Genomic DNA, 24,148 nt, shown 5'->3' with positions numbered 1-24,148 from the left:
GCTGGATTCCAGCACTCATCCCGCACTCTGTGTTTGGCGTAGAGCGTATTCGACCTGCGCCGCAACGTACCCCGGCTTCTCCAGCAGGTCCGCCCAGGTGAAGTTGAGAACCGTCCACCCGGCGGTGATCAGGACGTTGCGTCGGGTGCGGTCGGATTGGAAGACCTCAGTGTCGCGGTGGTAGGCCATCCCGTCGATCTCGACGGCCACCTTCTCGGCAAGGAAGGCAAAGTCGATGACGTAGCCTGCGGCGGGATGATTGGCGACCCACCCGGTGATGCGGTGCTCCTCGAACACGTCGACGGCGAGTCGCTCCGCAGCAGATCGGGCACCCGACCCGACCAGGACGAGCATCTTTCCCATCTCGGCAGCGCCCTGGCACTTGCGTCGACGTTGATACACCGCGACCAACGCCTCGACCGTCACCTTCTCGCGCTGGAGTGCCCGATCGATCACGTCCATGCTGTCTTCGACAGCGCCCTCGAGGACGGACAGTGGAAGCGCCGTCACGCGAAGGCCCTTGTGAACGACGACGTCCGCGCCGCTCAGGGTTCGCCGGATGACCTTTCTGCCCTTCACTGCCGTGCCCTTCCAACTCTTGGGACCGGTGACCGTGACGACGGCGGGCCGCTTGGTCGCCACACCGTGCCACCAGGCCGCTGCCAGCCCGCTGAGTACCGCGTCCTGAGACACCGACAACGTCGCGACCCGGGTTCGGGAGCGGTTGGTGACCGGATGATCAGCCAGGCGGTAGAGCCCGTGCGCCTCACGAACCCACTCCCCGGACTTCACCCGACGCGCGATCGCGCCGTTGCTCAGGCCGTGCTCGTGAGCCTCGTCGACGGTGACCAAGCCGTCATGGGCGAGGGCGAGGGTGCGGAGCGCCGTCGGTATCACCATGCTTCGTTGGACGCATATGGGCCGTTGCTGGTTCCGAAGTAACGCCGTCCCCACATAATGCGAAATCAGTGCCGAGAGGCAGCACCAATGACGCACTCTGCGTACGGGCGTGATCTGCTTGCCTTAATATTCGCTGAGCGAAGCAGTGGGTCGGGACGTGGGAAAGTGCGGGAAACAGTTGGTGCGGGAGTCTAAGCGCGGGGTACGTCTGCTGGCGGCGGTCTTGATCACCGCATTCGTGACAGCACTGGTGGCCGCAACGGCATCCCCCGCGCAGGCGGCGCCCGCCCGCTACACCGGCGGCCCGTACATCGCCATGGGCGACTCGCGCGCGTCGGGCGGGTTCTTCACACCGACTCCGGGCTACTTCGACGGCTGCAAACGGTCGGCGCTCAACTATCCGAAGTACGTGGCGGCGATGACGCTGCCGCGGCGCTTCGTCGACATCTCGTGTGCCGGGGCGCAGTCCGCGCATCTCTATCGCGCCGCGCAGCACACCCCGCGCGGGGCGAAGACGGCCCAGCTGAACCTGGTTCCCCGCGATGCGCAGCTCATCACCGTCAGCATCGGCGGCAACGACATGCAGTGGGCCGCGATCCTCTCGCAGTGCAAGATCCGCCAGCCGCTCACCGACCGACGCTGCCGGAACAATCCGCGCCTCGAGAACGAGGTCCGGTGGCGCGTGCAGCGCATGGAGGACCGCGTCACCCCGGCGCTGCGGGCGATCCGCAAGAAGGCACCCCGCGCACAGATCATCGTCGTCGGCCTCGGCGGGTTCATCGGCAACAGCGGTTGCTGGCCGCTGATCCCGCTCAGCGATCCCGACGCCCGGTGGATGCGGCAGGTGTTCCACCGCGCCAACGACGCCCTGCTGCGCGCGACGACCAAGGTCGAGGGCCGTTTCGTCGACGCCAATCGCGGGTCGCTCGGGCACGATCCGTGCAATCTGATCACGCCCTGGTACGAGAGCGCGCTGTCGAACCGGATCGCGATGCCCTATCACGTCAACCAGGCGGGAGCATTCGCGATCGCCATGATGATCAACGGCGCGATCCGCCGGTAGCTCGCACATGACCGGTCACTAACCTGGTCGGCGTGGCTCATCTTCTCGGCGCGGAAACCCTAGGTCTGGAATACCCGACGACCAAGGTCTTCGACTCGGTGTCCCTCGGCGTCAACGAGGGCGACCGGATCGGCATCGTCGGGCGCAACGGCGACGGCAAGTCGAGCCTGCTGGCGATGCTCGCGGGCCGCAAGCAACCCGACTCCGGCCGCGTCACGGTGCGCGGCGGGGTGCGCGTCGGCGTCCTGGACCAGGTCGACCGCTTCGACGACGACGAGACCGTCGGACACGCCGTCGTCGGCGACCGTCCCGAACACGAATGGGCAGGCGACGCGAAGGTCCGCGACGTGATCGGTGGACTGCTCGGCGACGTCGACTGGAATGCCACGACGGGTTCCCTGTCCGGCGGTCAGCGCCGCCGCGTGTCACTCGCCCGGCTCCTGGCCGGCGAACACGACGTCCTCGCGCTCGACGAGCCGACCAACCACCTCGACGTCGAGGCCATCACGTGGCTCGCCGACCACCTCAAGCGCCGCTGGCCCGCCAACGCCGGCGGACTGCTGGTCGTCACCCACGACCGCTGGTTCCTCGACGAGGTCTGCACGGTCACCTGGGAGGTGCACGACCGGATCGTCGAACCGTTCGAAGGCGGATACGCCGCCTACATCCTCCAGCGTGTGGAACGTGACCGGCAGGCCGCGACCATCGAGGCGCGGCGGCAGAACCTGGCACGGAAAGAACTCGCGTGGCTGCGCCGCGGCGCACCGGCCCGCACCTCCAAGCCGAAGTTCCGCATCGACGCGGCCAACGCCCTCATCGCCGACGTCCCGCCCGTCCGCGACAAGGTCGCCCTCCAGTCGCTGGCCACCGCACGCCTCGGCAAGGATGTCGTCGACCTCCTCGACGTGTCGGTCTCCTACGGCGACCGCGACGTCCTCGACGGAGTCGAATGGCGCCTCGCCCCGGGTGAACGGACCGGCATCCTCGGGGTGAACGGTGCAGGAAAGTCGACGCTGCTCGGGCTCATCGCGGGCACGGTCGAAGCGACCGGCGGAAAGGTCAAGCGCGGCAAGACCGTCAAGGTCGCCACCCTCACCCAGCGCCTCGACGACCTCGACCGCTTCCTCGACGACCCGGTCCGGAAGGTGATCGCCGACCTCCAGACCACCTACACCTTCGGCTCCGGCTCGAAGGCGCAGGAGCTCTCCCCCTCGCAGCTGCTCGAACGCCTCGGCTTCGACAGTGCCCAGCTGTCCACCCCGGTCAAGGACCTGTCCGGTGGTCAGAAGCGTCGTCTGCAGTTGCTGCTCATCCTGCTCGATGCCCCGAACGTGCTGATCCTCGACGAGCCGACCAACGACCTCGACACCGACATGTTGGCCGCCCTCGAGGATCTCCTGGACTCCTGGCCCGGCACCCTCATCGTCGTGTCGCACGACCGGTACTTCCTCGAGCGTGTCACCGATCAGCAGTTCGCCGTGATGCACGGCAAGCTGCGCCATCTCCCCGGCGGTGTCGACGAGTTCCTGAAACTCCGTGCAGCACAGCAGAAGGAATCTGCGTCCGCGACGCCGTCGGGCTCAAGCGGCTCGTCGAGCGAATCCACCTCTGCACTCAGCGGCGCGGAACTGCGGGCAGCGAACAAGGAGCTGGCGGCACTGGAGCGCCGGATCGACAAGCTGCACAGCAAGATCGACGAGGCCCGCACCGCTCTCGCCGACCACGACCAGTCCGACTATCAGGGTCTGGCCGCCGAGACCGAACGCATCCGGGAGATGGAGTCCGAACTCGCCGAGATCGAGGAACGCTGGATGGAGCTCGGCGAAGCCCTCGAGTGATCAGCCGAACCCGCCTAACGACCGAAGGCCTCTCGGACGGCCGCCATGACATCGGGCAGTGACCCGTCGACGACGCTGCTGTGGTCGGCGCGGGCATAGGTCTTCAGGTCGACGCTCGTGCCGTTGCGCTCCATCGCCGACCGCAGCGAACGGCTCAGCGGATACGGCAGGACCGGGTCGAGGATGCCGTGGGCGATGGTGACCTTGGCCGGGTAGCCGGCGGTCGGGACCTCGGCATAGGCACGCAGCGCGTCACGGAACCTCTGATCCTCGGTGAACGACGACGCGACAAGCGATCCCGGCGACACCGACCGCAGCGCGGCGACGACGTCACCGTTGCAGCGGGCGCGGGACCGGTCCAGGAACCGTTTGCCGCTGTCGGTGAGAAAGTCTTCGATCTTCAATTCCGGCTGCGAATGGTCGAGGCCCGCAAGGGTGTAGAGGAACGGCGCGCTCAGGACGTTGAGGGCACCGAGTCCTGGAATCCGGGGTCCGAAGAGACCGAACAGGTTCTCCAGAGACGACACCGGGGCGATCGCGACCGCACCCTTGACCGGGAGCTCCGGGGCATACGCCGGTTGACGGTGCGCCGCATGCAGAGCCGCGTGGCCACCCTGGGAATGTCCGACCGACACCCAGGAATCGCCGAGCGCGGCGTCGACCGACCGTGCAGCGCGGATCATGTCGATGACCGAGTACGCCGCGGCGGCACCGCCGAGATAGTCGGTCTCCCCGGCCGATCCGAGTCCGGCATAGTCGGTGGCGGTCACCGCGTAACCGGCGTCGAGCGCGGCCCGCACGGGTGCTTCGACCCCGTCCCCCAGCCGGTGCTTCGTGGGCGCACAATCGTCGGCGATACCGACGGTGCCGTGTGCCCAGGAGACCACCGGCCATCCCCCGGCCGGCGGTGTGCCGCGCGGGACCCAGAAGACACCGGTCGCCATCGCCGGACGTCCACGCTGATCCCGCGTCGCATAGGTCAGACGGGTGCCGGCAGCCGCTGCCGACGGGAGCTGATCGTCGGAGACGTCGGTGGTGGCGAAGACGAATCCGTTGTCGGGGGCCGCGGCCGACGACAGCGGCGTCGATACGAACGACCCGAGGCCGACGAGCACGGCGACGAAAAACGTCAACACGGCGGTCAGGAGTCTGCGGAGCACCCGCACTACTGTAGTGACTCGCCCGAGAAGACGAGGTCAGGGAGTTGTGCCGGTCTCAGTCCGTGCCGAGGACGCGGGTTCCCGGTGCGGGACCACTCGCGGTGCGGACCGCGCGCGCGACGCCCGCTCCCGACAGCTCGGCGGCGACGTTCACCGCGGATTGCTCGTCCGCACACAGGAACGCACACGTCGGGCCCGATCCCGACACGATCCCGTTGAGGGCACCCGCGTCCACCCCGGCACGCAGCGTGCGACGCAGCGTCGGCTGCAGACTCAGCGCGGCCGGTTGGAGGTCGTTGTGCAGCAACGGTGCCACCGCGCGGGGATCACCGGAGGCGAGCGCCTGCATCAGGTCGTCGGGGGAACGCAGGAAGTCGCCCTCCTCGTCGACGTCACCAGACCTGGTGTCGCGCAACCGGTCCAGCTCCTTGTACACCGCGGGCGTCGACAAACCCTCGCGCGCGAGGGCGAGCACCCAGTGGAACTCGCCGCGGGAGAGCACCTGCATCAGCTGCTCACCGCGGCCGGTGCCCAGCGCCGTGTTGCCGTGGAGGGCGAACGGGACGTCGCTCCCGAGACCGGCTGCGATCTCGGCGAGTTCGTCACGCGAGATGTCGAGCTTCCACAGATGCGCGAGCGCCACGAGAGCCCCGGCCGCATCCGCGCTGCCGCCCGCCATGCCCCCGGCGACCGGGATCGTCTTCTCGATCCCGATCGCGACGTACCCCGCACGGTCCGCCCACCCGGCCAGGGCCTGAGCCGCACGGGCCGCGAGGTTGGAGGCGTCGGCGGGCACCGAACCGGCGCCCTCACCACGAACTGTCACGGACAGCTCGTTGGCACGCGCGACCCGGATGTCGTCGTGCAACGAGAGCGCTTGGAACACGGTGACCAGATCGTGGTACCCGTCATCCCGGCGCGGGCCCACACCCAGGTGGAGGTTCACCTTCGACGGGGCGCGCGCGGTGACCGAGTCGGTAACCACCGACAGCGACGTTCGCGACACAGTGAGTCAGACTAGTCGGGCCGATACGGATACGCGCTCAGGGCTGCTCCGCGGCGATCTCAGGGCCGCCATCCGCGGCGCGCGAGTTCACCGACGTGGTCGACGACCAGGACGGCCCCGGCATCGCGGAGCTCGGCCTCGGCGAATCCCCCGGACCGGACCGCGACACACTCGGCGGGGAGCCGATGTGCGGAGGCGACATCCCACACCGTGTCCCCGACCACGATCGCCCGGCCGCCGCCGGCCTCCGTCAGCGCCACTTCGAGAATGTCGGGTGCGGGTTTCGAATCGTCCGCATCGTCCGACGAGGTGACCGCCGCCAGGTCGTCCCGCTCGAAGCCCATCACTTCCAGTGCGGCATCGGTGAATTCGGCCTTCCCCGACGATGCCAGCGCCACCCGATAACCGGCATCGAGCAGGCCCCGGACGAAGTCGACGGCACCGGGCAACGGTCGGACGTCGGGTACCAGCTTCCGATAGTGGCGCTCCCAGTCGTCGCGCAGCGTGTCGCCCAGCGACTCCTCGACCTCGTCGCCGCAGATCTCGCCGACGAGGCGGTCGCCACCCATTCCGATGGCGCGGTGGACCTCCCACCACTGCGGGGTGAGATCGTGCGCGGTGAAGGCCTGCATCCAGGCGAGCGCGTGGAGATACGTCGAGTCGATCAGTGTCCCGTCGACGTCGAGCAACACGGTGTCAACAGATCCGCTCTCGTTGGCCTGGGTCATCTGCACCTGCTTTCCGGGTCGGAGCACTGCGAGCCGTCCGTTTACCCGAACGGCTCGCTGGCTACACCGGAGCGACCGATCTCGACGAGAGACCCGCAGAGGAGATCTGATGACAACCCGATTCGGGTACACCCTGATGACCGAGCAGGCCGGCCCCAAGGACCTCGTCCGCTTTGCCATCGGCGCCGAGGGCGCCGGCTTCGATTTCGAGGTGTCCAGCGACCACTACTTCCCATGGCTGTCCTCGCAGGGGCACGCCCCGTACGCGTGGTCGGTCCTGGGCGCGGTGGCCCACGCGACCGAACGCGTCGAGCTGATGACCTACGTGACCTGCCCGACGATCCGCTACCACCCGGCCATCATCGCGCAGAAGGCCGCGACCCTGCAGATCCTCGCCGACGGCCGCTTCACCCTCGGCCTGGGTTCGGGCGAGAACCTCAACGAGCACGTCGTCGGTGCGGGCTGGCCCGCGGTCACCGACCGCCAGGACATGCTCGCCGAGGCCATCGAGATCATCCGCAAACTGCACACGGGCGACCTCGTCGACTTCCGTGGCGAGTTCTTCCAGGTCGATGCCGCGCGCATCTGGGATCTCCCCGAGCAGCCCGTGCCGATCGGCGTCGCGGTGGCCGGCGACGCCGGGATCGAGACCTTCGGTCCGCTGGCCGACCATCTGATCGCGGTCGAACCGAACGCCGACCTGGTCTCCTCCTGGAACGCGCAGGCGGCCACGGGGACGATCGACGGCAAGAGCACGCGTGCCATCGGGCAGATCCCGATCAGCTGGGACCCGGACCGCGATGCCGCCGTCGAACGGGCCCACGACCAGTTCCGGTGGTTCGCCGGCGGCTGGGATGTCAACGCCGACCTCCGCACCACCGCGGGCTTCGCGGCCGCGACCCAGTACGTCACCCCCGACGACGTGGCCGCCAACATCCCGTGCGGTCCCGACCTCGATCAGATCGTCGACGCCGTGAAGCCCTTCTGGGAGGCCGGGTTCACCGACGTCGCGCTCGTGCAGATCGGTGGCGAGACGCAGGACGATTTCCTGCGGGACGCCGCCCCGGAACTGCTGGAGAAGCTGCGCGCGGCGCCGAGCTGATAACTGCGCGCCGAGAGCTCAAGCGCTCCTCGCACCTCAGGCGGCTGGAGTGGGACCGGATTCCCTACTGCCGAACCTCATCTCGACCGACAGACGTCGATCGAAGTCTGGCGGTCGGGGTCGAAGTCGACCGGAGCGATCCGTCAGACGGTGCGGGCCAACCGCACGAAGTCGTCGACGTCGAGTTTCTCACCGCGGATGCCGGGATCGATGTCGGCGGCGCGCAACCGGCGCTCTGCCTCGGCCGGGGAGCCCGCCCAGCCGGCCAGTGCCGACCGCATCGTCTTGCGGCGCTGCGCGAATGCCGCGTCGATCACGGCGAACACCGTCTGCCGGAACACCGGGTCGATCGGATAGTCGTCGGTGCGCTCGATGCGCACGAGTCCGGACTCGACCTTGGGTTCGGGCCAGAACACGTTGCGCCCCACCGCGCCCGCGCGAGTCACACGGCCGTGGTAGCGGGCCTTCACACTCGGTACGCCGTAGGTGCGGCTGCCGGGCGGTGCGGCGAGCCGGTCGGCCACTTCCGCCTGGACCATCACCAGGGCGGTCGCGATCTCGGGGAACAGTCCGAGCAGGTGCAGCAGGACTGGGACCGAGACGTTGTAGGGGAGGTTGGCGACGAGAGCCGTCGGCACGACGGGCAGGTCGTCGCGGGTCACCTGCAGGGCGTCGGCGAGCACGACGTCGAAGTCGGCGCTCTGCGCCGGTGCGTACTCAGCGACGGTCTGCGGAATCCGTTGCGCCAGAATCGGATCGATTTCGATCGCGACGACCCGGCCGGCCGTGCCGAGAAGGGCGAGGGTCAGCGACCCGAGTCCGGGGCCGACCTCGAGGACGACGTCCTGGGAACCGACGCCGGAGGCCGTGACGATCCGGCGCACGGTGTTCGCGTCATGGACGAAGTTCTGGCCCAGTGTCTTGGTCGGCCGGACACCGACCTCGGCGGCGAGCTCGCGGATCTGCGCGGGTCCGAGCAGTCGCGGTGCGTCGCCTGGCGTGTCGTCGTTCAGCGCAGGCCCAACTTGGACGTGCACGACGGCCATGCGCCCCAGCCCTGCGCGGCCTGGGTCTTCTTGGCGATCGCGATCTGCTCTTCGCGGGTGGCGAGGTCGGCGCGCGGTGCGTACTCGAGACCGCCCCAGCGCTCCCAGGTGTTCTGGTCGAACTGGACGCCGCCGTAGAACCCGTTGCCGGTGTTGATGGCCCAGTTCCCGGTGGCCTCGCACTGCGCGAGGGCGTCCCAGACGGAGCCCGGCGGGACGAACGGCGCTCCCGGCTTGGTGCCGATGCGGACGGTGGCGGCGACGGGCTCGCTGAGCACCTCGCTCGTCAACTTGTCGCGCTTCACGACTCGTCCGTTCACCTTGGTGACCTTATACGTCACCCGCGCCTCACCGGGGGTGCCCTTCTTCTCGACGACCTTGCGGTCGCGGACGAGGGTGGGATCTTCCTTCTTGACCTCCGGCGGGGCGACCGGCTCGGTGACGGTGACGTCCTCGGTCTTGATGCGCGTGACGATGATCTTCAGGTCCGGGGTGACCTCGGTGTCGGCGGCCGGGACGACCTTGTCCTCGGCGCCGAGCGGCGTACCGAGTGCCTCCAGGAGGTCCTTGACGGTGTGGGCGGCGACCACCGGGCGCTTCTTGGCCGGACCGTCGACCAGTTGCACCGGCTTGGGGAGCGCGACGTCGATCTTGCCGCCGTCGACGGGCAGTTCCTCGGTGCCGAAGTCGGCTTCCTCGGCGGCGTGCTCCAGGCCCCGCTCCTCGAGCAGCTGGTCCACGGTGGAGGCGTTGGTGATGATGGTCTCGCGCTGGCCCTCGATGTCGAGGGTGAGCTTCTTCAGACGGTTGACCTTGATGGTCTGTCCCTCGCCGAAACCGGAGTCGAGCGACGGGCTCACCTTGTCACCGTCGGCCGGGGCGAGACCCTCGGATTCGAGCAGGCTTTCCACCGACATCGCCATCGTGGACACCTGGCGGGTCTGGCCGTCGACGTCGATGGTGACGGTCTTGTGCATCGCGACGCCCATGACGCCACCGGCGGCGACGGTGGCGCAGACGGCTCCCACCGCCAGGCGGGCACGCAGGGAATCGGTCCCGTTGATCTTGGAGAAGACCGACTTGGGCGACACTGAGGGAGGCAGAGAAGGCAAGGCACAACAATCTGGTCGGGAACAAGGCGCCGCGGCGACCGGAGGACCCATCCGAGCTGTCGGGATGCATGTGCATCACAAGCGGGAACCGCTGATAGCCGGATGTATCGCTCTGGCCGAGCGGATCACAGTACGATAACGAACCGGCCAGATTATGGCAAAGGGATGTTGTAGGCGCGCCGCGCATTGGCGCCTGACAGACGCGCGATCTCCTCCTCGGACACCCCTCTGACCTCGGCGATCGCCCGCGCCGTGTACGGCAGGCAGTACGACTGATTCGGCTGGCCACGGTAGGGATGCGGGGTGAGGAACGGCGCATCGGTCTCGACCAGGATCTGTTCGTCGGGCACGAGTTCGGCCGCGACGCGCAGCTCGTCGGCATTGGCGAAGCTCACAGTTCCGGCGAAGCTCAGGATGTACCCGCGGTCGACGCATTCGCGGGCAACGTTCCGGTCACCGGAGAAGCAATGCATGATCACGGTCTCGGGTGCGCCCTCGGCGGCCAGGATGTCGAGCAGAACCCGGTCGGCCTCGCGATTGTGGATCATCAACGGCTTGCCGACCCGCTTGGCGAGGTCGATGTGCCAGCGGAACGTCTCGTGCTGGACCTCCGGCGACGCGCAGTCGTCGGACTTACCGGGCCAGTAGTAGTCCAAACCCGTCTCACCCACCGCGACGACCCGTGGATGACGGACCATCTGCTCGAGTTCGGCGGCGGTCTCGTCGTCCAGATCACCCGCATGCATCGGATGCAGCGCGACGGCCGCATAGACCCGGTGGTCCCACTCCGCCGCCGCGACTGCCCAGCGGGCGTCGACCATGTCGTCGGCGACAGTCACCACCTGATCGACGCCGACCGCCTGCGCATGGTCGAGGATGGCGCGGACCGACTCGGCGTCCCGCCCACCACACGCCGCGAGGTGGGTGTGGGCGTCGACGAGGCCCGGCAACGGCGTCGGGTCCGGCGGCGGCTCGCGCCGGCGACGCTTCTTGGCCGCCTTGTTGCTCAGGGTCTCGGCAGGCGCGTCGGCTGAGGCGTCGCTGGCGTCGCTCATGGCAAACACCTTGGCACAGCCCGGCGACGCCGCGTGCCCGGCTACAGCGCGACTGTGCCCTCGATCACGGTGGCGGTGTCACCACCCACCCAGATGTCCTGGCCGTCGTCGTGGATGTGGACGCGTCCGGCGCGACCGATGGCCCCACCCTGCGCGGCGACATAACTCTCCGGTGCCTGTCCGGTGGACCGCAACCAGGTCGCGATCCCCGCGTTGAGGCTGCCGGTGACCGGGTCCTCGGGGACTCCGATCCCCGGGACGAAGGCCCGGACCTCGGCAAAGACGTCGCCCGCATCGTAGAGGCCGAGCAATCCGACCTTGTGGTCGCCGAGCGCGGCGATGTCGGGACGGACCTCGAGCACCCGCTCCCCCGAACCCAGCTGGATCACCATCCACTCGGGACCGTTGTCGACCCATTCGGCCGCGACCACCGCATCCCGATCGACGGCGAGTGCCGCGACGACCTCGTCGACGACATCGGGATCGACCGGACCCGACCGGCGCAACGGCGGCGCGGCGAAGGCCAGTCGAGGACCCGATCGGCGGATGTGGACGAGCCCGACGCCGCACTCCTGCACGACGTCCTCACCCTTCGGCCGTCCACCCGAGGTCAGCCACGCATGCGCGGACCCCAGCGTCGGGTGGCCGGCGAACGGCAGCTCCCCGCCCGGCGTGAAGATCCGCAGTTTGTAGTCGGCGGCCGGATCGGTCGGCGGCAGCACGAAGGTGGTCTCCGAGAGGTTGGTCCAACGCGCGAAGGCCGCCATCCGGTCCTCCGCGATGGGAGCACCGGGACCACCGCCATCGACGACCACCGCCACGGGATTGCCCTCGGTGCCGGTGGACGAGAACACATCGACCTGAGCGAAACGACGAGTCATGTCGCCATCGTCTCATCGGGGTTCACGCACCGGCCACGGGATTTCCGGCGAAGTGGACCGGCCAGTAGGGTCCCGCGCCGGTTAAGGTCGATTGAGCGACGCGAACGGACGGAACGATCGATGCCCCCCGGGACCACTACACAGGACACAGCTGGCCGTCGAGGTGGCCGACTACCTGCGCACGCGCATCATGACCGGTGTCCTGCGGCCGGGCGACTTCGTCCGGCTCGACGAGACCGCATCGGTACTCGGGTGCAGCGTCACCCCGGTCCGCGAGGCGCTCGCGACCCTCCGCGGCGAGGGACTCGTCAAGCAGTCCCTGCACCGCGGCTTCATCGTCGAGACGCTCACCCGTGGCGACATCGTCGACACCTTCTGGATGCAGGCCGAACTCTCCGCACGCCTCGCGAGTCATGCCGCCCAGAACCCGCATCTGGACGAACATCTTGGCGAACTGGCTGCGCTCGTCGACGACCTCGAGACTGCCGTCGACTCCGGGCGAGCCGACCAGGTGCTGTCCGCGGAGTTCGCCTTCCACCGCAAGGTGCACCTGATGGCCGAGAGCAAGAAACTCGCCTGGTTCCAGTACTCGGCCAGCAAATACAATCCGCTGCAGCTGTATTCGAGCGACACGGAGTGGGGCCTGTCCGCCGCGGCCAGCCACCGGCGACTCATCGAACTGCTGCGCGAGGGCGACACCGCCGGCATCAAGGCCGAGATCGTCTCCGCCTTCGAGGACGCACGCGACCGCCTGATCGCACAGCTGGAATCCATCGGTTTCTGGGACGACGGTCGTTCGCCGGCAACAGGAGCCCAGTCGGTCAGCTCCGCCTGACGCGCGCTATCGCGCTTCATCGCGCCTTACCCGACTCAGGCGGGTAGCGTTGCGGATCGTGTTGGGATTGCCAGAAGTGATCACTGTCGCGCTCTTCGATCTCGACGGGGTCCTCACCGAAACCGCGGTACTCCACCGCAAGGCTTGGAAGAAGACGTTCGACGCCTTCCTCGCCGATCGCGCGGGCGGCGTGGACGCGCCCGGCTTCGTGGAGTTCACCGACCAGGACTACCTCGACTATGTCGACGGGCGTCCCCGCGAGGACGGGGTACGGGCCTTCCTGGCGTCGCGCGGGATCACCGACGTCGACCCCGCGACCGTGGCCGCGATCGGGAACGGCAAGAACGACATGTTCCTCGTCAGCCTCGCCGAAGACGGAGGTCATGCCTACCCCGGTTCGGTGCGGTACCTCAACGCGGCACGCGATGCCGGTCTGCGCATCGCGGTCGTGACGTCGTCGAAGAATGGAGGACCAGTGCTCGAAGCTGCCGACCTGTCGGGATTCGTCGAGGTCCGCGTCGACGGTCTCGAGATCGCCGCGCGTGGCCTCAACGGCAAACCCGCTCCCGACTCCTATCTCCTGGGAGCCGAACTGATGGGCGTCGAACCCGCTGCGGCCGCGGTCTTCGAGGACGCCATCTCCGGCGTACGGGCCGGTAGCGCAGGCAAATTCGGCTACGTCGTGGGCATAGATCGTGTCGGCGGGGGTCAGGCCGAGGCGATGCGCGCCGCCGGCGCCGACATCGTCGTCAACGATCTCGACGAATTGCTGCCCGCATGAGCGCGGACAAGGCACACGGGTTCGAGATCCACCCGTGGCAGCTGAAGTGGAGCGGCGGAGTCGACCTCGACATGCTCGGCCGCACCGAAACGTTGTTCGCGTTGTCCAACGGGCACATCGGTTTACGCGGCACCTTCGAGGAGGGTGAACCGGTCGATCATCCGGGTACCTACCTCAACGGCTTCTACGAGTTGCGCGGTCTCCCCTACGCGGAGAGCGGTTACGGCTACCCGGAATCGGGCCAAACGGTCGTGAACGTGACCGACGGCAAAATCATCCGCCTGCTCGTCGAGGACGAGCCGATGGACCTCCGGTACGGCCGTACCGAAGAACACGAACGGACACTCGACTTCCGCACCGGCACACTGCGTCGCCACACCCTCTGGACGTCCCCGACCGGGCGCACCGTGCGCATCAAGTCCGAACGTCTCGTCTCGTTCACCAAGCGCACCATCGCGGCCATCCGCTACGAGGTGGAACCCGTCGACGAGGACATGAAACTCGTCCTGCAGTCCGACCTCCTGGCCAACGAGCCGGTCCCGGCCCCCGGGAACGACCCGCGTCTCGCCGCCGCACTCGACGCCCCGCTGGTGTCGGACCTCGCGACCTGCCGCAACTACTGGGGCATGCTGGTCCACCACACCAAGCAGTCCGGTCTGCACATCGCCGCCGGCATGGATCACGAGATCTACTTCCCGGACAAGGCCGACACCTTCATCCGCGCCGACGGCGACCTCGCCCGCCTCACCATCGCGGCGAACGTGCCGAAGGGCAAGAGCCTGACCCTCACCAAGTACATGGGTTACGGCTGGTCGGCCCGACGCTCGGTCCCGGCGCTGCGCGCACAGGTCGACGCGGCGCTGGCGATGGCGATGGAGACCGGCTGGGACTCGCTCAAGGCCGATCAGGTCCGCTACCTCGAGGACTTCTGGCGCGACGCCGACATCGAGCTCGACGGCGATCCCGAACTCCAGCAGGCGGTTCGGTTCGCCCTGTTCCACGTCCTGCAGGCCGGCGCCCGCGGGCAGTCCCGCGCGATCCCGGCCAAGGGACTCACCGGTCCCGGTTACGACGGCCACACCTTCTGGGACACCGAGAGTTTCATCCTGCCGATGCTCACCTACACGGTGCCCGCCGCGGCCGGCGAGGAGCTCCGCTGGCGTCACGCCACCATGGACAAGGCGAAGGCCCGCGCCGCCGAACTCGGCCAGCGCGGTGCGATGTTCCCGTGGCGGTCGATCAACGGCGACGAGTGTTCGGGTTACTGGCCCGCGGGCACGGCCGGTGTGCACGTGTCCGCCGACATCGCCAACGCCACCGCCCGCTACCTGCGCGCCACCGACGACGAACAGTTCGAAACCGAGTGCGGCGTCGAACTTCTCGTGGAGACCGCCCGGTTGTTCGCCGGCCTCGGACACCACGACGTCAACGGCAAGTTCCGGATCGACGGCGTGACCGGGCCGGACGAATACACGGCGGTGGTCAACAACAACGTCTTCACCAACCTCGCAGCGCAGCAGAACCTACGCGACGCGGTGGCGGCGGTCCACCGCCGCCCCGACCTCGCCGAACAGTTCGGGGTGACGACAGCCGAAGCAGCACACTGGGAATCGTGCGCGGACGACATGTCGATCCCCTATGACGAGGCACTCGGGGTGCATCAGCAGTGCGAGTCCTTCACGCTCCTCGGCGCTTGGGATTTCGAGTCCTCAGTCGGTCGCTACCCGTTGCTCTTGAACTATCCGTATTACGACCTCTACCGCAAACAGGTCGTCAAGCAGGCCGACCTGGTCTATGCGACCTACTTGTTCGGCGATTCGTTCACCGCCGAACAGAAGCTCCGCAACTTCGACTACTACTACCCGATCACCGTGCGCGACTCGTCGCTGTCGGCGTGCTGTGAGGCGGTCACCGCGGCCGAGGTCGGCTACCTCGACCTCGCCTACGACCTGTTGGCCGAGTCGGTGTTCACCGATCTTCACGACCTGCACAACAACGTCAACAGCGGCCTGCACATCGCCGCGCTCGCCGGCGCGTGGACCGACTGTGTCGCCGGTTTCGGCGGCATGCGTGACTTCGGCGGGCAGATCACCTTCGCACCGCGGTTGCCGAGCCGGTTGACGTACATGTCGTTCCGCATGATCGTGCGGGAGTCGAAGTTCGTGGTCGCGGTGGACAAGGAACACGCCACCTACCGTTTGCTGTCCGGACCGCCGATCGACCTCTCGCACCACGGCGAGAAGTTCACCCTCACGTCGGCACCGGTGAGCATGAAGATCCCCGACCTCGAGTATCGGGAACCGCCCAAAGCGCCTCCCGGTTGCGAGCCCTACCGCCGCGAGATCTGAGCAGACCTCGACACCTCGTCGTCACCCTTCTTGACCTTCACACTGTGACAGGGTCTGTAGTGGGTGCGAGGAGGTGTTGACGATGACCCAGACGATCACGGCCGCACTGTACGCACCCGACCCGTCGACGCGTCTGCGTGCGGCGCTGGCGGCGGGCACCCAGCCGGACCCGCTTCTGACCGGCGATCTGATCGCGCGCTGCGGCGTCGAAGAAGACTTCTTCGTCCGGGACATGCTGACATGGGCGCTGACCAGGCTTCCTGCGGAGGTGACGGTGCCGCGGCTCGTCGGCGAGCTGGTCTCGGACCTGCCGCAGGCCCGCAGCCAGGCGCTGCACACGCTGTCGAAGGTCGGCGACCGGTCCGCGTGGCCGGCCGTCACCACAGATCTGCTGCACGACGCCGATCCCGAGGTCGCCCGGACCGCATGGCGCGCCGCAGTGGCCCTCGTCCCGTCGGGCGAGGAGCCGGCACTCGCGGGCGAACTGGCCCGGGAACTCGGGCGAGGCCCGATCGAAATGCAGCGCAGCCTGAGTCGGGCGCTGGCCGCCCTGGGTGAGGCGTCCCTCGAGGCACTCACCACGGCTCGTCGCCATCGAGAGCCCAGGGTCCGTGCGCATGCCGAGGCCACCGCGCGACTCCTCGACGACCCGGACAGCGACTTCGCCGCTGCGCTCGAGCATGCCACGCGGATGACGAAAATCGGCGCGTCCGTGGAGGATTCGAGTCCGCCGTGCTGATCGGCGAGGTGGCGCGGCGTTCGGGTGTCAGCACCCGGATGCTGCGTCACTACGACGCGCTCGGCCTCGTCCGGCCGACCGGCCGCACGACGGGCGGTTACCGCGAGTACTCCGACGCCGACATCGAACGTCTGCTGCACGTGGAAAGCCTGCGGTCGCTGGGGTTGTCGCTGCGCGACGTCGGCCGCGCCCTCGACGATCCGTCCTTTGCGCCGGACGCGTTGATGGAGAAGCTGATCCAGGACACCAGGGATCGGATGGCCGCCGACGCCCGGTTGCTGAATCGACTGCAACAGATCCGGGTGACCGGCGCCGACGACTGGCCGGCCGTGCTCGACGTGGTCGGCCTGCTCCGTGCGGTGCACTCCGAACACCCCGCCCACCGCCAGCGCGCGGCGCTGCGAGCAGGCGAGGCCGGACTGTCCGCCGAGGCGCTGACCGACGCCCTGCTCGCCGAATCCGACGAGAACGTCGCCGGCGCGCTCCGCTGGGCGCTGGCGCAGACTCCGGGAGCGCTCGACCAGCTCGCCGCCCGGCTGACCGATGGCGACGCGACGGTGCGGCGACGCGTGACCACCGCACTCACCGCGATCGACGACGCTCGGGCCACCGCGGTGCTCGAGGCGTCGTTGACCGACCCCGACCCCGGGGTCCGGCGAACGGTCGCCCTCACCCTCGGCCGTCGCGGCGTCGACACCGCGGTGGACGTCCTCGTCGAACTCGTCGCCGCCGGGGACCGCGATGTCGAGGCCGCCGAGATCCTGGCGACGCAGGACGACAACGGCGGGATCGTCGCCCGGCTCGTGGACCGCCTCGGCACCGATCCGGACCCGTCGGTACGGCTGCGCCTGGTCCAGGCACTGGCGGAGATCACCGGCGATGCGGCGTCGAGGACCCTGACCGAGCTGGCCGACGATGCCGACGAGACGGTCGCCCGTACCGCGCGGGCGATCGGGCCGTTCCGATCCCGGTGAGCGGGGCCGACCCGCGATTGGCTGTCGGCGGCTGCCGGTCGGTACTCTGTGGAGCACTATGGCACCCGATCTGACCAGCCCTGATCTGTCCGGCCCGGCCGAGGACGGCACCTCGTACGGCGCGGGGCGGCCGTACTACCTCACCACCGCGATCGCGTATCCCAACGGCGCACCGCACATCGGGCACGCCTACGAGTACATCTCCGCCGATGCTCTCGCACGGTTCAAGCGACTCGACGGATTCGACGTCCGGTTCCTGACCGGCACGGACGTCCACGGGCAGAAGATGCAGCAGACCGCGCAGGCCGAGGGCATCCCCACCGCCGAGCTCGCCAACCGGAACTCCGACCGCTTCCAGTCGTTGCAGGAACGCCTGGGCTCGAGCTTCGACCGTTTCATCCGTACCTCCGACGAGGACCACAAGAGGGCGTCGGAGGAACTGTGGAAGCGGATGAGCGACCGCGGTGACATCTACCTCGACAAGTACTCCGGCTGGTACGACGTGCGCGACGAGACCTTCTACGCCGAGGCCGACACCGAGATCAACGACGCCGGCGAGCGCGTCGCCTCCGACACCGGACACGTGGTGACCTGGACCGAGGAGGAGACCTACTTCTTCCGGCTCTCGGCCTACCAGGACAAGCTCCTCGAGCTGTACGAGGCGCAGCCCGACTTCATCGGTCCCGACGTCCGCCGCAACGAGGTCATCAGCTTCGTCAAGGGCGGGCTGACCGACCTGTCGGTGTCGCGCACGACGTTCGACTGGGGTGTCCCGGTCCCCGACCATCCCGAGCACGTCATGTACGTGTGGGTGGACGCGCTGACCAACTACCTCACCGGTGTCGGCTTCCCCGACGACGCGGTGACCTTCGAGCGTTTCTGGCCCGCCGACCTGCACATCATCGGCAAGGACATCATCCGGTTCCACTGCGTGTACTGGCCGGCGTTCCTGATGAGCGCGGGCGTCGAACTGCCCAAGCGGGTGTTCGCGCACGGCTTCCTGTTCAACAAGGGTGAGAAGATGTCCAAGTCGGTCGGCAACGTCGTCGACCCGGAGAACCTCATCGACGAGTTCGGCCTCGACCCGGTGCGCTACTTCTTCCTGCGCGAGGTGTCCTACGGCCAGGACGGCTCGTACTCCGCCGAGGCGATCGTGTCGCGCATCAACGCCGACCTGTCCAACGAGTTCGGCAACCTCGCCCAGCGCACCCTGTCGATGATCGGCAAGTACTTCGACGGCGTGGTCCCAGCGGTCGCCGATCTGACCGACACCGACAAGGCCCTGCTGGACCGGGCCGACTCGCTGCTCGGCACCGTCCGCGAGCACTTCGACAACCAGGCCATCCACCTCGGGCTCGAGGCACTGTGGTCGACGCTGGCAGAGACCAACCGGTACATCTCCGCGCAGGAGCCGTGGAAGCTCGCGAAGACCGACCTCGACCGCACCGGCACCGTGCTCTACGTGTGCGCCGAGGTCGTGCGCATCGTCGCGGTGCTGAGTCAGCCGGTGATGCCGGAGTCGTCCAACAAGATCCTCGACCTGCTCGCGGTCGGCGACGACCGTCAGTTCAGCGCCGTCGCCACCCGCCTGGCGGCGGGAACCGCGCTGCCGAAGCCGTCACCCGTGTTCCCGCGTTACGAGAACTGACCGACCTCGCCACACATGGCCGCGTCCGCGCTCGATGCACTCCGGGCCCTCCACGCCGAGACCGTCAACCGGGGACTCCCGCCGCCCGCGGCGCTGATCGGCGACTGGCTCGGCGCCGACGCGGTGATCGCGCCGAGCGTCGAGATCGTCGCGGGCTGCACCCCGCCCGACGACCCGGACCGCTTCTGGTTCGGGCACATCGGCTTCCCGGTGCGCGCCGACGAGTCGGCGCTGCCGACGAATGCCGGCGGCCTCACCGACGGTGTTCTCGTCCTCCGCGACGGCGAGTGGTCCACACTCGGCACCGGCATACCCGACTGGGCGCACGCGGTGCTCGACGCCCCGCACCCGCAGGTCGAGCGCCCCACGACGACCGCCTGGAACCCGCCGGCACGCGAACCGCATCTGGCCGCGATCGGACACTGTCTCGACGCCATCCGCGCCGGCGAGGTGTATCAGGCGTGCGTGTGCACCCGGTTCACCGGCACGTTGTCTTCAGACCCGGTGGACTTCTTCGCCGACCTCGCCGGAGCCACGGCCCCTCCGAAAGCGGCTTTCCTGCAGGGTGTTTGGGGTGCGGTGGCAAGCCTGTCGCCGGAGACCTTCCTGCGTCGTACCGGCAACATCATCAGTTCCTCACCGATCAAGGGGACACTGCCCGCACACGCCGACCCCGACGCACTGTCCGCCTCCGCGAAAGACATCGCGGAGAACATCATGATCGTCGACCTCGTCCGCAACGACCTGGGGCGGATCGCGGTCACCGGCAGCGTCCGGGTGCCCGAACTCCTGTCGGTGGTGCCCGCGCCCGGCGTCTGGCACCTGGTCTCGCGAGTCGAGGCGATCGTGCGGCCCGGCACCGGCAACGACGCCGTGCTCGACGCGACCTTCCCGCCCGCGTCGGTCACCGGCACCCCCAAGCTGCGCGCGATGGAACTGCTCGCCGATTGGGAGCATGCCGCCCGCGGCGTCTACTGCGGGGCGATCGGCATCGCCGGACCCGACCGGGCCCTCGATCTGAACGTGGCCATCCGTACGGTCGAGATCGCGCCGGACGGCAGTCTCGGACTCGGCGTCGGCGGCGGCATCACGATCGACTCCGTCCCGGAGAGCGAGTGGCAGGAATGTCTCGACAAGGCTTCCAGCATCGTCGCTAACATTTGACCGCATACGCTGCAGCATCCTAAATTCCGGACTTGATCGTTGATTTCGGTAACATTCCGTCCATGACTCTGTCCATCCAGGCGACAACCGACCTCACGGAGCTCGTCCGGGAGATCAATCGCGACCGCGAGGCCATCATGTCCGGCGCGACACCGCCTCCCGGATTCGCGGGTGAGGTGGTCGAGTCCTGGAGCCGCGTGCAGGCCGCGGACCATCCCTCGACGGTCGACGATCACCATCGCGGACGCATCAGCCGCGACGAGCTCGAAGCCCGCCGGGCCGCCCATCCGCTCCGCCACGCGGTGGACTCCCTCAAGCGGGTGTTCGCCCAGTCGACCGACGACCCGCTGATGGCCCTGGGCATCTTCGACGCCGACGGCGTGATGCTGTGGCGCGGCGGCTCGCCCGCGGTGTTCCCCGAGGCGAACCGCCTCGGTCTCGTGGAGGGCAGCCGGTGGGACGAGGATTCCGCCGCGACCACCGCCGTGGGTTTGGCGATCCGCAACCGCCGACCCAGCCGTCTCTTCGGCCCGGAGCACTACAGCCGATCGCTGCACGGGTTGTACTGCACCGCGACACCGGTTCACGACCCGCGCACCGGCGAGATGATCGCGGTCGCCGGGCTCGCCGGCCCGGCGATGCAGATGCAGCCGGCGGTCTCGGCGTTCACGGCCGCCCTGGCCACGCTGGGCGAGCACGAGGTGACGCTCGCCCATCAGCGCGCACTCGCCGACCTCCGCTACCACGGCGCGGCCCAGCTGGCCGGCCTGCACGGGCCCGGACTCCTCATCGACGACGACGGCTGGGTCGCCGAAGGTCGTGGGTGCACGCCACCGGTCCGGGTGGCCGCGCCGACCGAGGACATGCGTCAGTTCGTACCCGGACTCGGGATGTGCGTCGTCGAACGACTCGGGACGGGCTGGCTGGTGCGTCCGGCGGGCCCCTCGGGCCCGGTCATCGCCGAACTCGACCTCGACGGAGAGCCGACGATCACGGTCTCCGGCGACGACGACCCGTGGCGCACGGTCCTCACCCGTCGCCACGCGCAGATCCTGCTGCTGCTGGCCGATGCGGGCGACCAGGGACTGACCTCACAACAGTTGAGCCAGTTGCTCTTCGGCGACCAGAATCACACCGTCAGCGTGCGCGCCGAGCTGTCGCGACTGCGCCGCGTCGTGGGTGCGCTCGTCTCGAGCCGGCCCTACCGGCTGGCGCCGCGCGTCGAGCTGCGGGTCAGCTCGGATCAGCTCGACGCCTATCGAGAACCGACTGGTAGACGTCGCGCCGCGAGGCACCCGAGCCCTGCGTGACCTCTGCGCAGGCGTCTTTGAGCCGCATCCCGCCGGCCACCAGTTCCTCGGCGCGGTCGGCCAGTTCCTCGACGTCGGGTTCGGTGGGCACCGCGCCGGCGATCACCACCGTGATCTCGCCCCTGACGCCGCCCGCCGCCCAGTCGGCCAGTTCGGCCAGACCGCCGCGGCGGACCTCCTCGTAGGTCTTCGTCATCTCCCGGCACACCGCGGCGCGCCGGTCGGGTCCGAGGATCTCGGCCGCCGCGGCCAGGGTGTCGGCCAGCCGGTGCGGCGACTCGAAGAAGACGGCCGTGCGCGGCTGGGTGACGAGTTCCCGCAGCCAGTCCGCGCGGGCCCCCGGCTTGCGTGGCGCGAATCCCTCGAAGCAGAACCGCTCCGACGGCAACGCCGACACCGCGAGTGCCGTCGTCACCGCCGACGGGCCGGGCAGTGCCGTCACGGGCAGGCCGGCCTCGGCGCAGGCCACCACGATCCGGTAACCGGGGTCGCTGACCGACGGCATCCCCGCGTCGGTGACGAGCAGGACCGTCTCGCCACCGGCGATCGCTTCGACGAGTCCGGGTGTCCGGGCCGCCTCCACCTGGTCGTAGTAGCTGACGACGCGTCCGCCGATCTCGACGCCGAGCGCGGTGGCCAGCGCACGGGTGCGGCGGGTGTCCTCGGCGGCGACGATGTCGGCCGTCTGCAGGGCCGACCGCAACCTGGGCGAGGCGTCGCCGACCTGCCCCATGGGTGTGGCGGCCAGCACCAGCCGGCCCGTCGTCCCGGTGTCGGGTGCGGGGTCGTCGGTGGAGTGCGTGTCGGGCTCGGCGGCATTCATCGTCAGCCAGCTTACGAGGGCCCACTAGGATCGAGCGGGTGACCATCACCGCCGCGCGTGACACCTCTGTGCCCGCCGGTGTCCCGGTCCCCGCCGCGGTCCCGCCGCCCCGCCTCGGACCGGAGGTCCCGGCCCCGCTGTTCGGTGCGCCGGATCGCGGTCGCGGCCTGGTGGTCGGCGTCGTCATCACGCTCGTCGCCGTCCTGACCCGGTTCTGGAATCTGAGTCACCCCACGGACAAGGGCACCCCGGTCTTCGACGAGAAGCACTACGTGCCGCAGGGCTGGCAGGTGCTCACCGGCGGCAACTGGATCGAGGACAACCCGGCGTACGGGCTCGTGGTGCATCCACCGATCGGCAAGTGGATGCTCGCAGCATCAGAAGCCGTGTTCGGATACGGCCCGCTCGGCTGGCGGGTCGCGCCGGCGATCTCCGGCGTCCTCATCGTCGTCCTCGTCTACTGCGTCGTGCGCCGGCTGACCCGGTCCACACTCGTCGGTGCGATCGCCGGGATCTTCGCGATCTGCGACGGCGTGTTGTTCGTGCAGTCCCGGATGGGGATGCTCGACATCTTCCAGGCCCTGTTCATCGTCGCCGCCTTCGCCGCGCTCGTCGCCGACCGCGACCAGGTCCGCGAACGGATGTATCGCGTCTACCTCGAGGGCCGGGTGGGCGACAGTCCGTTCGGACCGCGCCTCGGTTTCCGCTGGTACCGCTTCACCGCCGGCGTCATGCTCGGTCTCACCTGCGGGACCAAGTGGTCCGGCGTCTACTACGTCCTCTTCTTCATGGCGCTCGCGATCGGTTTCGACGTCGCGGCCCGCCGCGCGTATCACGTGCAGCGCCCGTGGGTCGGCACGCTCGTCCGCGACGTCGTGCCCGCCGGTGCGAGCCTCGCGGTGATGCCGGTGGCCATCTACTTCCTGACCTACATCCCGTGGTTCAACAGCGAGACCGCCGTCTACCGCTACTCCGAGGGCAACTCCATCGGTACCGGCGGCACCTTCTCCTGGGTGCCCGGGGCGTGGCGTTCGCTCTGGTACTACGAGTCCGGCATCCTCGAGTTCCATTCCGGGCTGACCAACTCGGCAGGCAACCAGCATCCGTGGGAGTCCAAGCCCTGGACCTGGCCGATGAGCCTGCGCCCCATGCTCTACGCCCTCGAGAACGGGCCCGACCAGTGCGGCACGGGTGAGTGCGTCCGTGCGCAGATGCTGATCGGTTCGCCCGCGCTGTGGTGGCTCGCACTGCCCATGCTGCTGTGGGGTCTGTGGTCGTGGATCGTCCGCCGCGACTGGCGTTACGCCGCGGTCGTCGTCGGCTACTGTGCCGGCATCCTGCCGTGGTTCGTGTCCCTCGACCGGCAGATGTACTTCTTCTACGCGACGGCGCTGGCCCCGTTCCTCGTGATGGGTCTCGCGCTCTGTTGCGGTGACCTGCTGCGCGCGACGGCGACCACGGCCCGCGCGCGGCCGGAACGCCGGGTGCTGTCGATCATCGTGGTCGCCGTCTACGTGGCGCTGGTCGTCACCAACTTCGTGTGGCTGTGGCCGATTCTCACCGCGTCCCCGATCTCACCGGGACTGTGGCGGCAGCAGATCTGGCTGCCCAGCTGGGGCTGAGTACTGCCGCCAC

The 24,148-nt window shown here is 68.8% G+C and carries 21 protein-coding genes; 12 read left to right on the top strand and 9 right to left on the bottom strand.

Features of this window, described 5'->3' with window-relative positions:
• Nucleotides 1-15: 15 nt before the first annotated feature.
• Nucleotides 16-900: a type IV toxin-antitoxin system AbiEi family antitoxin domain-containing protein gene (locus PWF70_RS07050; protein ID WP_006357872.1), complete on the bottom strand. Its 885-nt coding sequence runs from the start codon at nucleotides 898-900 to the stop codon at nucleotides 16-18.
• A 178-nt stretch (nucleotides 901-1,078) separates the two neighbouring features.
• On the opposite strand from PWF70_RS07050, the gene PWF70_RS07045 reads away from it, so the two are divergent.
• Both PWF70_RS07045 and PWF70_RS07040 read left to right on the top strand, forming a co-directional pair.
• Nucleotides 1,079-1,963 (top strand): SGNH/GDSL hydrolase family protein, encoded by an 885-nt coding sequence (locus PWF70_RS07045; RefSeq protein ID WP_006357871.1) that lies wholly within the window; start codon nucleotides 1,079-1,081, stop codon nucleotides 1,961-1,963.
• A gap of 32 nt (nucleotides 1,964-1,995) precedes the next feature.
• A complete protein-coding gene (locus PWF70_RS07040) occupies nucleotides 1,996-3,801 on the top strand; it encodes an ABC-F family ATP-binding cassette domain-containing protein (RefSeq protein WP_006357870.1) in 1,806 nt (601 codons plus the stop codon).
• Between the two features lie 14 nt (nucleotides 3,802-3,815).
• Here PWF70_RS07040 and PWF70_RS07035 read toward each other — a convergent pair whose 3' ends face one another.
• The 3 genes from PWF70_RS07035 to PWF70_RS07025 are packed head-to-tail and all read right to left on the bottom strand — an operon-like array spanning nucleotide 3,816 to nucleotide 6,695.
• Nucleotides 3,816-4,961, bottom strand: a complete 1,146-nt coding sequence (locus PWF70_RS07035; RefSeq protein WP_414538642.1) for an alpha/beta fold hydrolase — start codon at nucleotides 4,959-4,961, stop codon at nucleotides 3,816-3,818.
• 55 nt (nucleotides 4,962-5,016) lie between these two features.
• Nucleotides 5,017-5,967: a 4-(cytidine 5'-diphospho)-2-C-methyl-D-erythritol kinase gene (locus PWF70_RS07030; RefSeq protein WP_006357868.1), complete on the bottom strand. Its 951-nt coding sequence runs from the start codon at nucleotides 5,965-5,967 to the stop codon at nucleotides 5,017-5,019.
• A gap of 59 nt (nucleotides 5,968-6,026) precedes the next feature.
• Nucleotides 6,027-6,695, bottom strand: coding sequence for an HAD family hydrolase (locus PWF70_RS07025; protein WP_035750868.1), 669 nt, complete (start codon nucleotides 6,693-6,695; stop codon nucleotides 6,027-6,029).
• A 109-nt stretch (nucleotides 6,696-6,804) separates the two neighbouring features.
• Between PWF70_RS07025 and PWF70_RS07020 the strand changes: the two genes are divergently transcribed.
• A complete protein-coding gene (locus tag PWF70_RS07020) occupies nucleotides 6,805-7,797 on the top strand; it encodes an LLM class F420-dependent oxidoreductase (protein ID WP_035750361.1) in 993 nt (330 codons plus the stop codon).
• Between the two features lie 143 nt (nucleotides 7,798-7,940).
• Here PWF70_RS07020 and rsmA read toward each other — a convergent pair whose 3' ends face one another.
• From rsmA to PWF70_RS07000, 4 genes are all read right to left on the bottom strand, one after another.
• Entirely contained in the window at nucleotides 7,941-8,843 is a 903-nt protein-coding gene (gene rsmA / locus PWF70_RS07015; protein ID WP_035750359.1) for a 16S rRNA (adenine(1518)-N(6)/adenine(1519)-N(6))-dimethyltransferase RsmA, read from the bottom strand.
• Nucleotides 8,807-9,934: a resuscitation-promoting factor gene (locus tag PWF70_RS07010; protein WP_286352913.1), complete on the bottom strand. Its 1,128-nt coding sequence runs from the start codon at nucleotides 9,932-9,934 to the stop codon at nucleotides 8,807-8,809. Before PWF70_RS07010 ends, rsmA begins: the two co-directional genes overlap by 37 nt.
• Nucleotides 9,935-10,107: 173 nt before the next feature.
• Entirely contained in the window at nucleotides 10,108-11,010 is a 903-nt protein-coding gene (locus PWF70_RS07005; protein ID WP_286352912.1) for a TatD family hydrolase, read from the bottom strand.
• 41 nt (nucleotides 11,011-11,051) lie between these two features.
• The gene (locus PWF70_RS07000; protein ID WP_286352911.1) at nucleotides 11,052-11,891 is read right to left on the bottom strand and encodes a PhzF family phenazine biosynthesis protein; all 840 of its coding nucleotides are present in this window, start codon (nucleotides 11,889-11,891) and stop codon (nucleotides 11,052-11,054) included.
• Between the two features lie 163 nt (nucleotides 11,892-12,054).
• Here PWF70_RS07000 and PWF70_RS06995 point away from each other — a divergent pair, with 163 nt between their 5' ends.
• The 8 genes from PWF70_RS06995 to PWF70_RS06960 all read left to right on the top strand — a co-directional run bounded on the left by PWF70_RS06995 (nucleotide 12,055) and on the right by PWF70_RS06960 (nucleotide 21,690).
• Nucleotides 12,055-12,726: a GntR family transcriptional regulator gene (locus PWF70_RS06995; protein ID WP_262338886.1), complete on the top strand. Its 672-nt coding sequence runs from the start codon at nucleotides 12,055-12,057 to the stop codon at nucleotides 12,724-12,726.
• A 58-nt stretch (nucleotides 12,727-12,784) separates the two neighbouring features.
• Complete coding sequence (locus tag PWF70_RS06990; protein WP_035750865.1) at nucleotides 12,785-13,507, top strand: HAD family hydrolase; 723 nt, start codon at nucleotides 12,785-12,787, stop codon at nucleotides 13,505-13,507.
• The gene (locus tag PWF70_RS06985; protein WP_035750352.1) at nucleotides 13,504-15,855 is read left to right on the top strand and encodes a glycoside hydrolase family 65 protein; all 2,352 of its coding nucleotides are present in this window, start codon (nucleotides 13,504-13,506) and stop codon (nucleotides 15,853-15,855) included. Before PWF70_RS06990 ends, PWF70_RS06985 begins: the two co-directional genes overlap by 4 nt.
• Nucleotides 15,856-15,937: 82 nt before the next feature.
• Nucleotides 15,938-16,594, top strand: coding sequence for a HEAT repeat domain-containing protein (locus tag PWF70_RS06980; protein WP_035750348.1), 657 nt, complete (start codon nucleotides 15,938-15,940; stop codon nucleotides 16,592-16,594).
• Nucleotides 16,588-17,568 (top strand): HEAT repeat domain-containing protein, encoded by a 981-nt coding sequence (locus PWF70_RS06975; protein ID WP_035750346.1) that lies wholly within the window; start codon nucleotides 16,588-16,590, stop codon nucleotides 17,566-17,568. The genes PWF70_RS06980 and PWF70_RS06975 overlap by 7 nt, the downstream gene beginning before the upstream one ends.
• A 58-nt stretch (nucleotides 17,569-17,626) precedes the next feature.
• Entirely contained in the window at nucleotides 17,627-19,216 is a 1,590-nt protein-coding gene (metG, locus tag PWF70_RS06970) for a methionine--tRNA ligase (RefSeq protein WP_035750344.1), read from the top strand.
• Nucleotides 19,217-19,231: 15 nt separating this feature from the next.
• Nucleotides 19,232-20,380, top strand: coding sequence for an aminodeoxychorismate synthase component I (locus PWF70_RS06965; RefSeq protein WP_035750342.1), 1,149 nt, complete (start codon nucleotides 19,232-19,234; stop codon nucleotides 20,378-20,380).
• Nucleotides 20,381-20,442: 62 nt separating this feature from the next.
• Nucleotides 20,443-21,690 carry a helix-turn-helix domain-containing protein gene (locus PWF70_RS06960; protein WP_006357854.1) on the top strand — a complete coding sequence of 416 codons (1,248 nt, stop codon included), beginning with the start codon at nucleotides 20,443-20,445 and terminating at the stop codon, nucleotides 21,688-21,690.
• Here PWF70_RS06960 and rsmI read toward each other — a convergent pair.
• Nucleotides 21,614-22,513 (bottom strand): 16S rRNA (cytidine(1402)-2'-O)-methyltransferase, encoded by a 900-nt coding sequence (rsmI, locus tag PWF70_RS06955; RefSeq protein ID WP_006357853.1) that lies wholly within the window; start codon nucleotides 22,511-22,513, stop codon nucleotides 21,614-21,616. The genes PWF70_RS06960 and rsmI overlap by 77 nt on opposite strands.
• 38 nt (nucleotides 22,514-22,551) lie before the next feature.
• On the opposite strand from rsmI, the gene PWF70_RS06950 reads away from it, so the two are divergent.
• Entirely contained in the window at nucleotides 22,552-24,135 is a 1,584-nt protein-coding gene (locus PWF70_RS06950; protein WP_006357852.1) for a dolichyl-phosphate-mannose--protein mannosyltransferase, read from the top strand.
• The last annotated feature ends 13 nt before the right edge of the window (nucleotides 24,136-24,148 follow it).

Origin of the sequence: Gordonia sp. Swx-4 (assembly GCF_030316175.1) — a bacterium.
In the GTDB taxonomy this organism is placed as follows: Bacteria; Actinomycetota; Actinomycetes; order Mycobacteriales; family Mycobacteriaceae; genus Gordonia; species Gordonia alkanivorans.
This window is presented reverse-complemented; position numbering and strand designations above follow the sequence as displayed.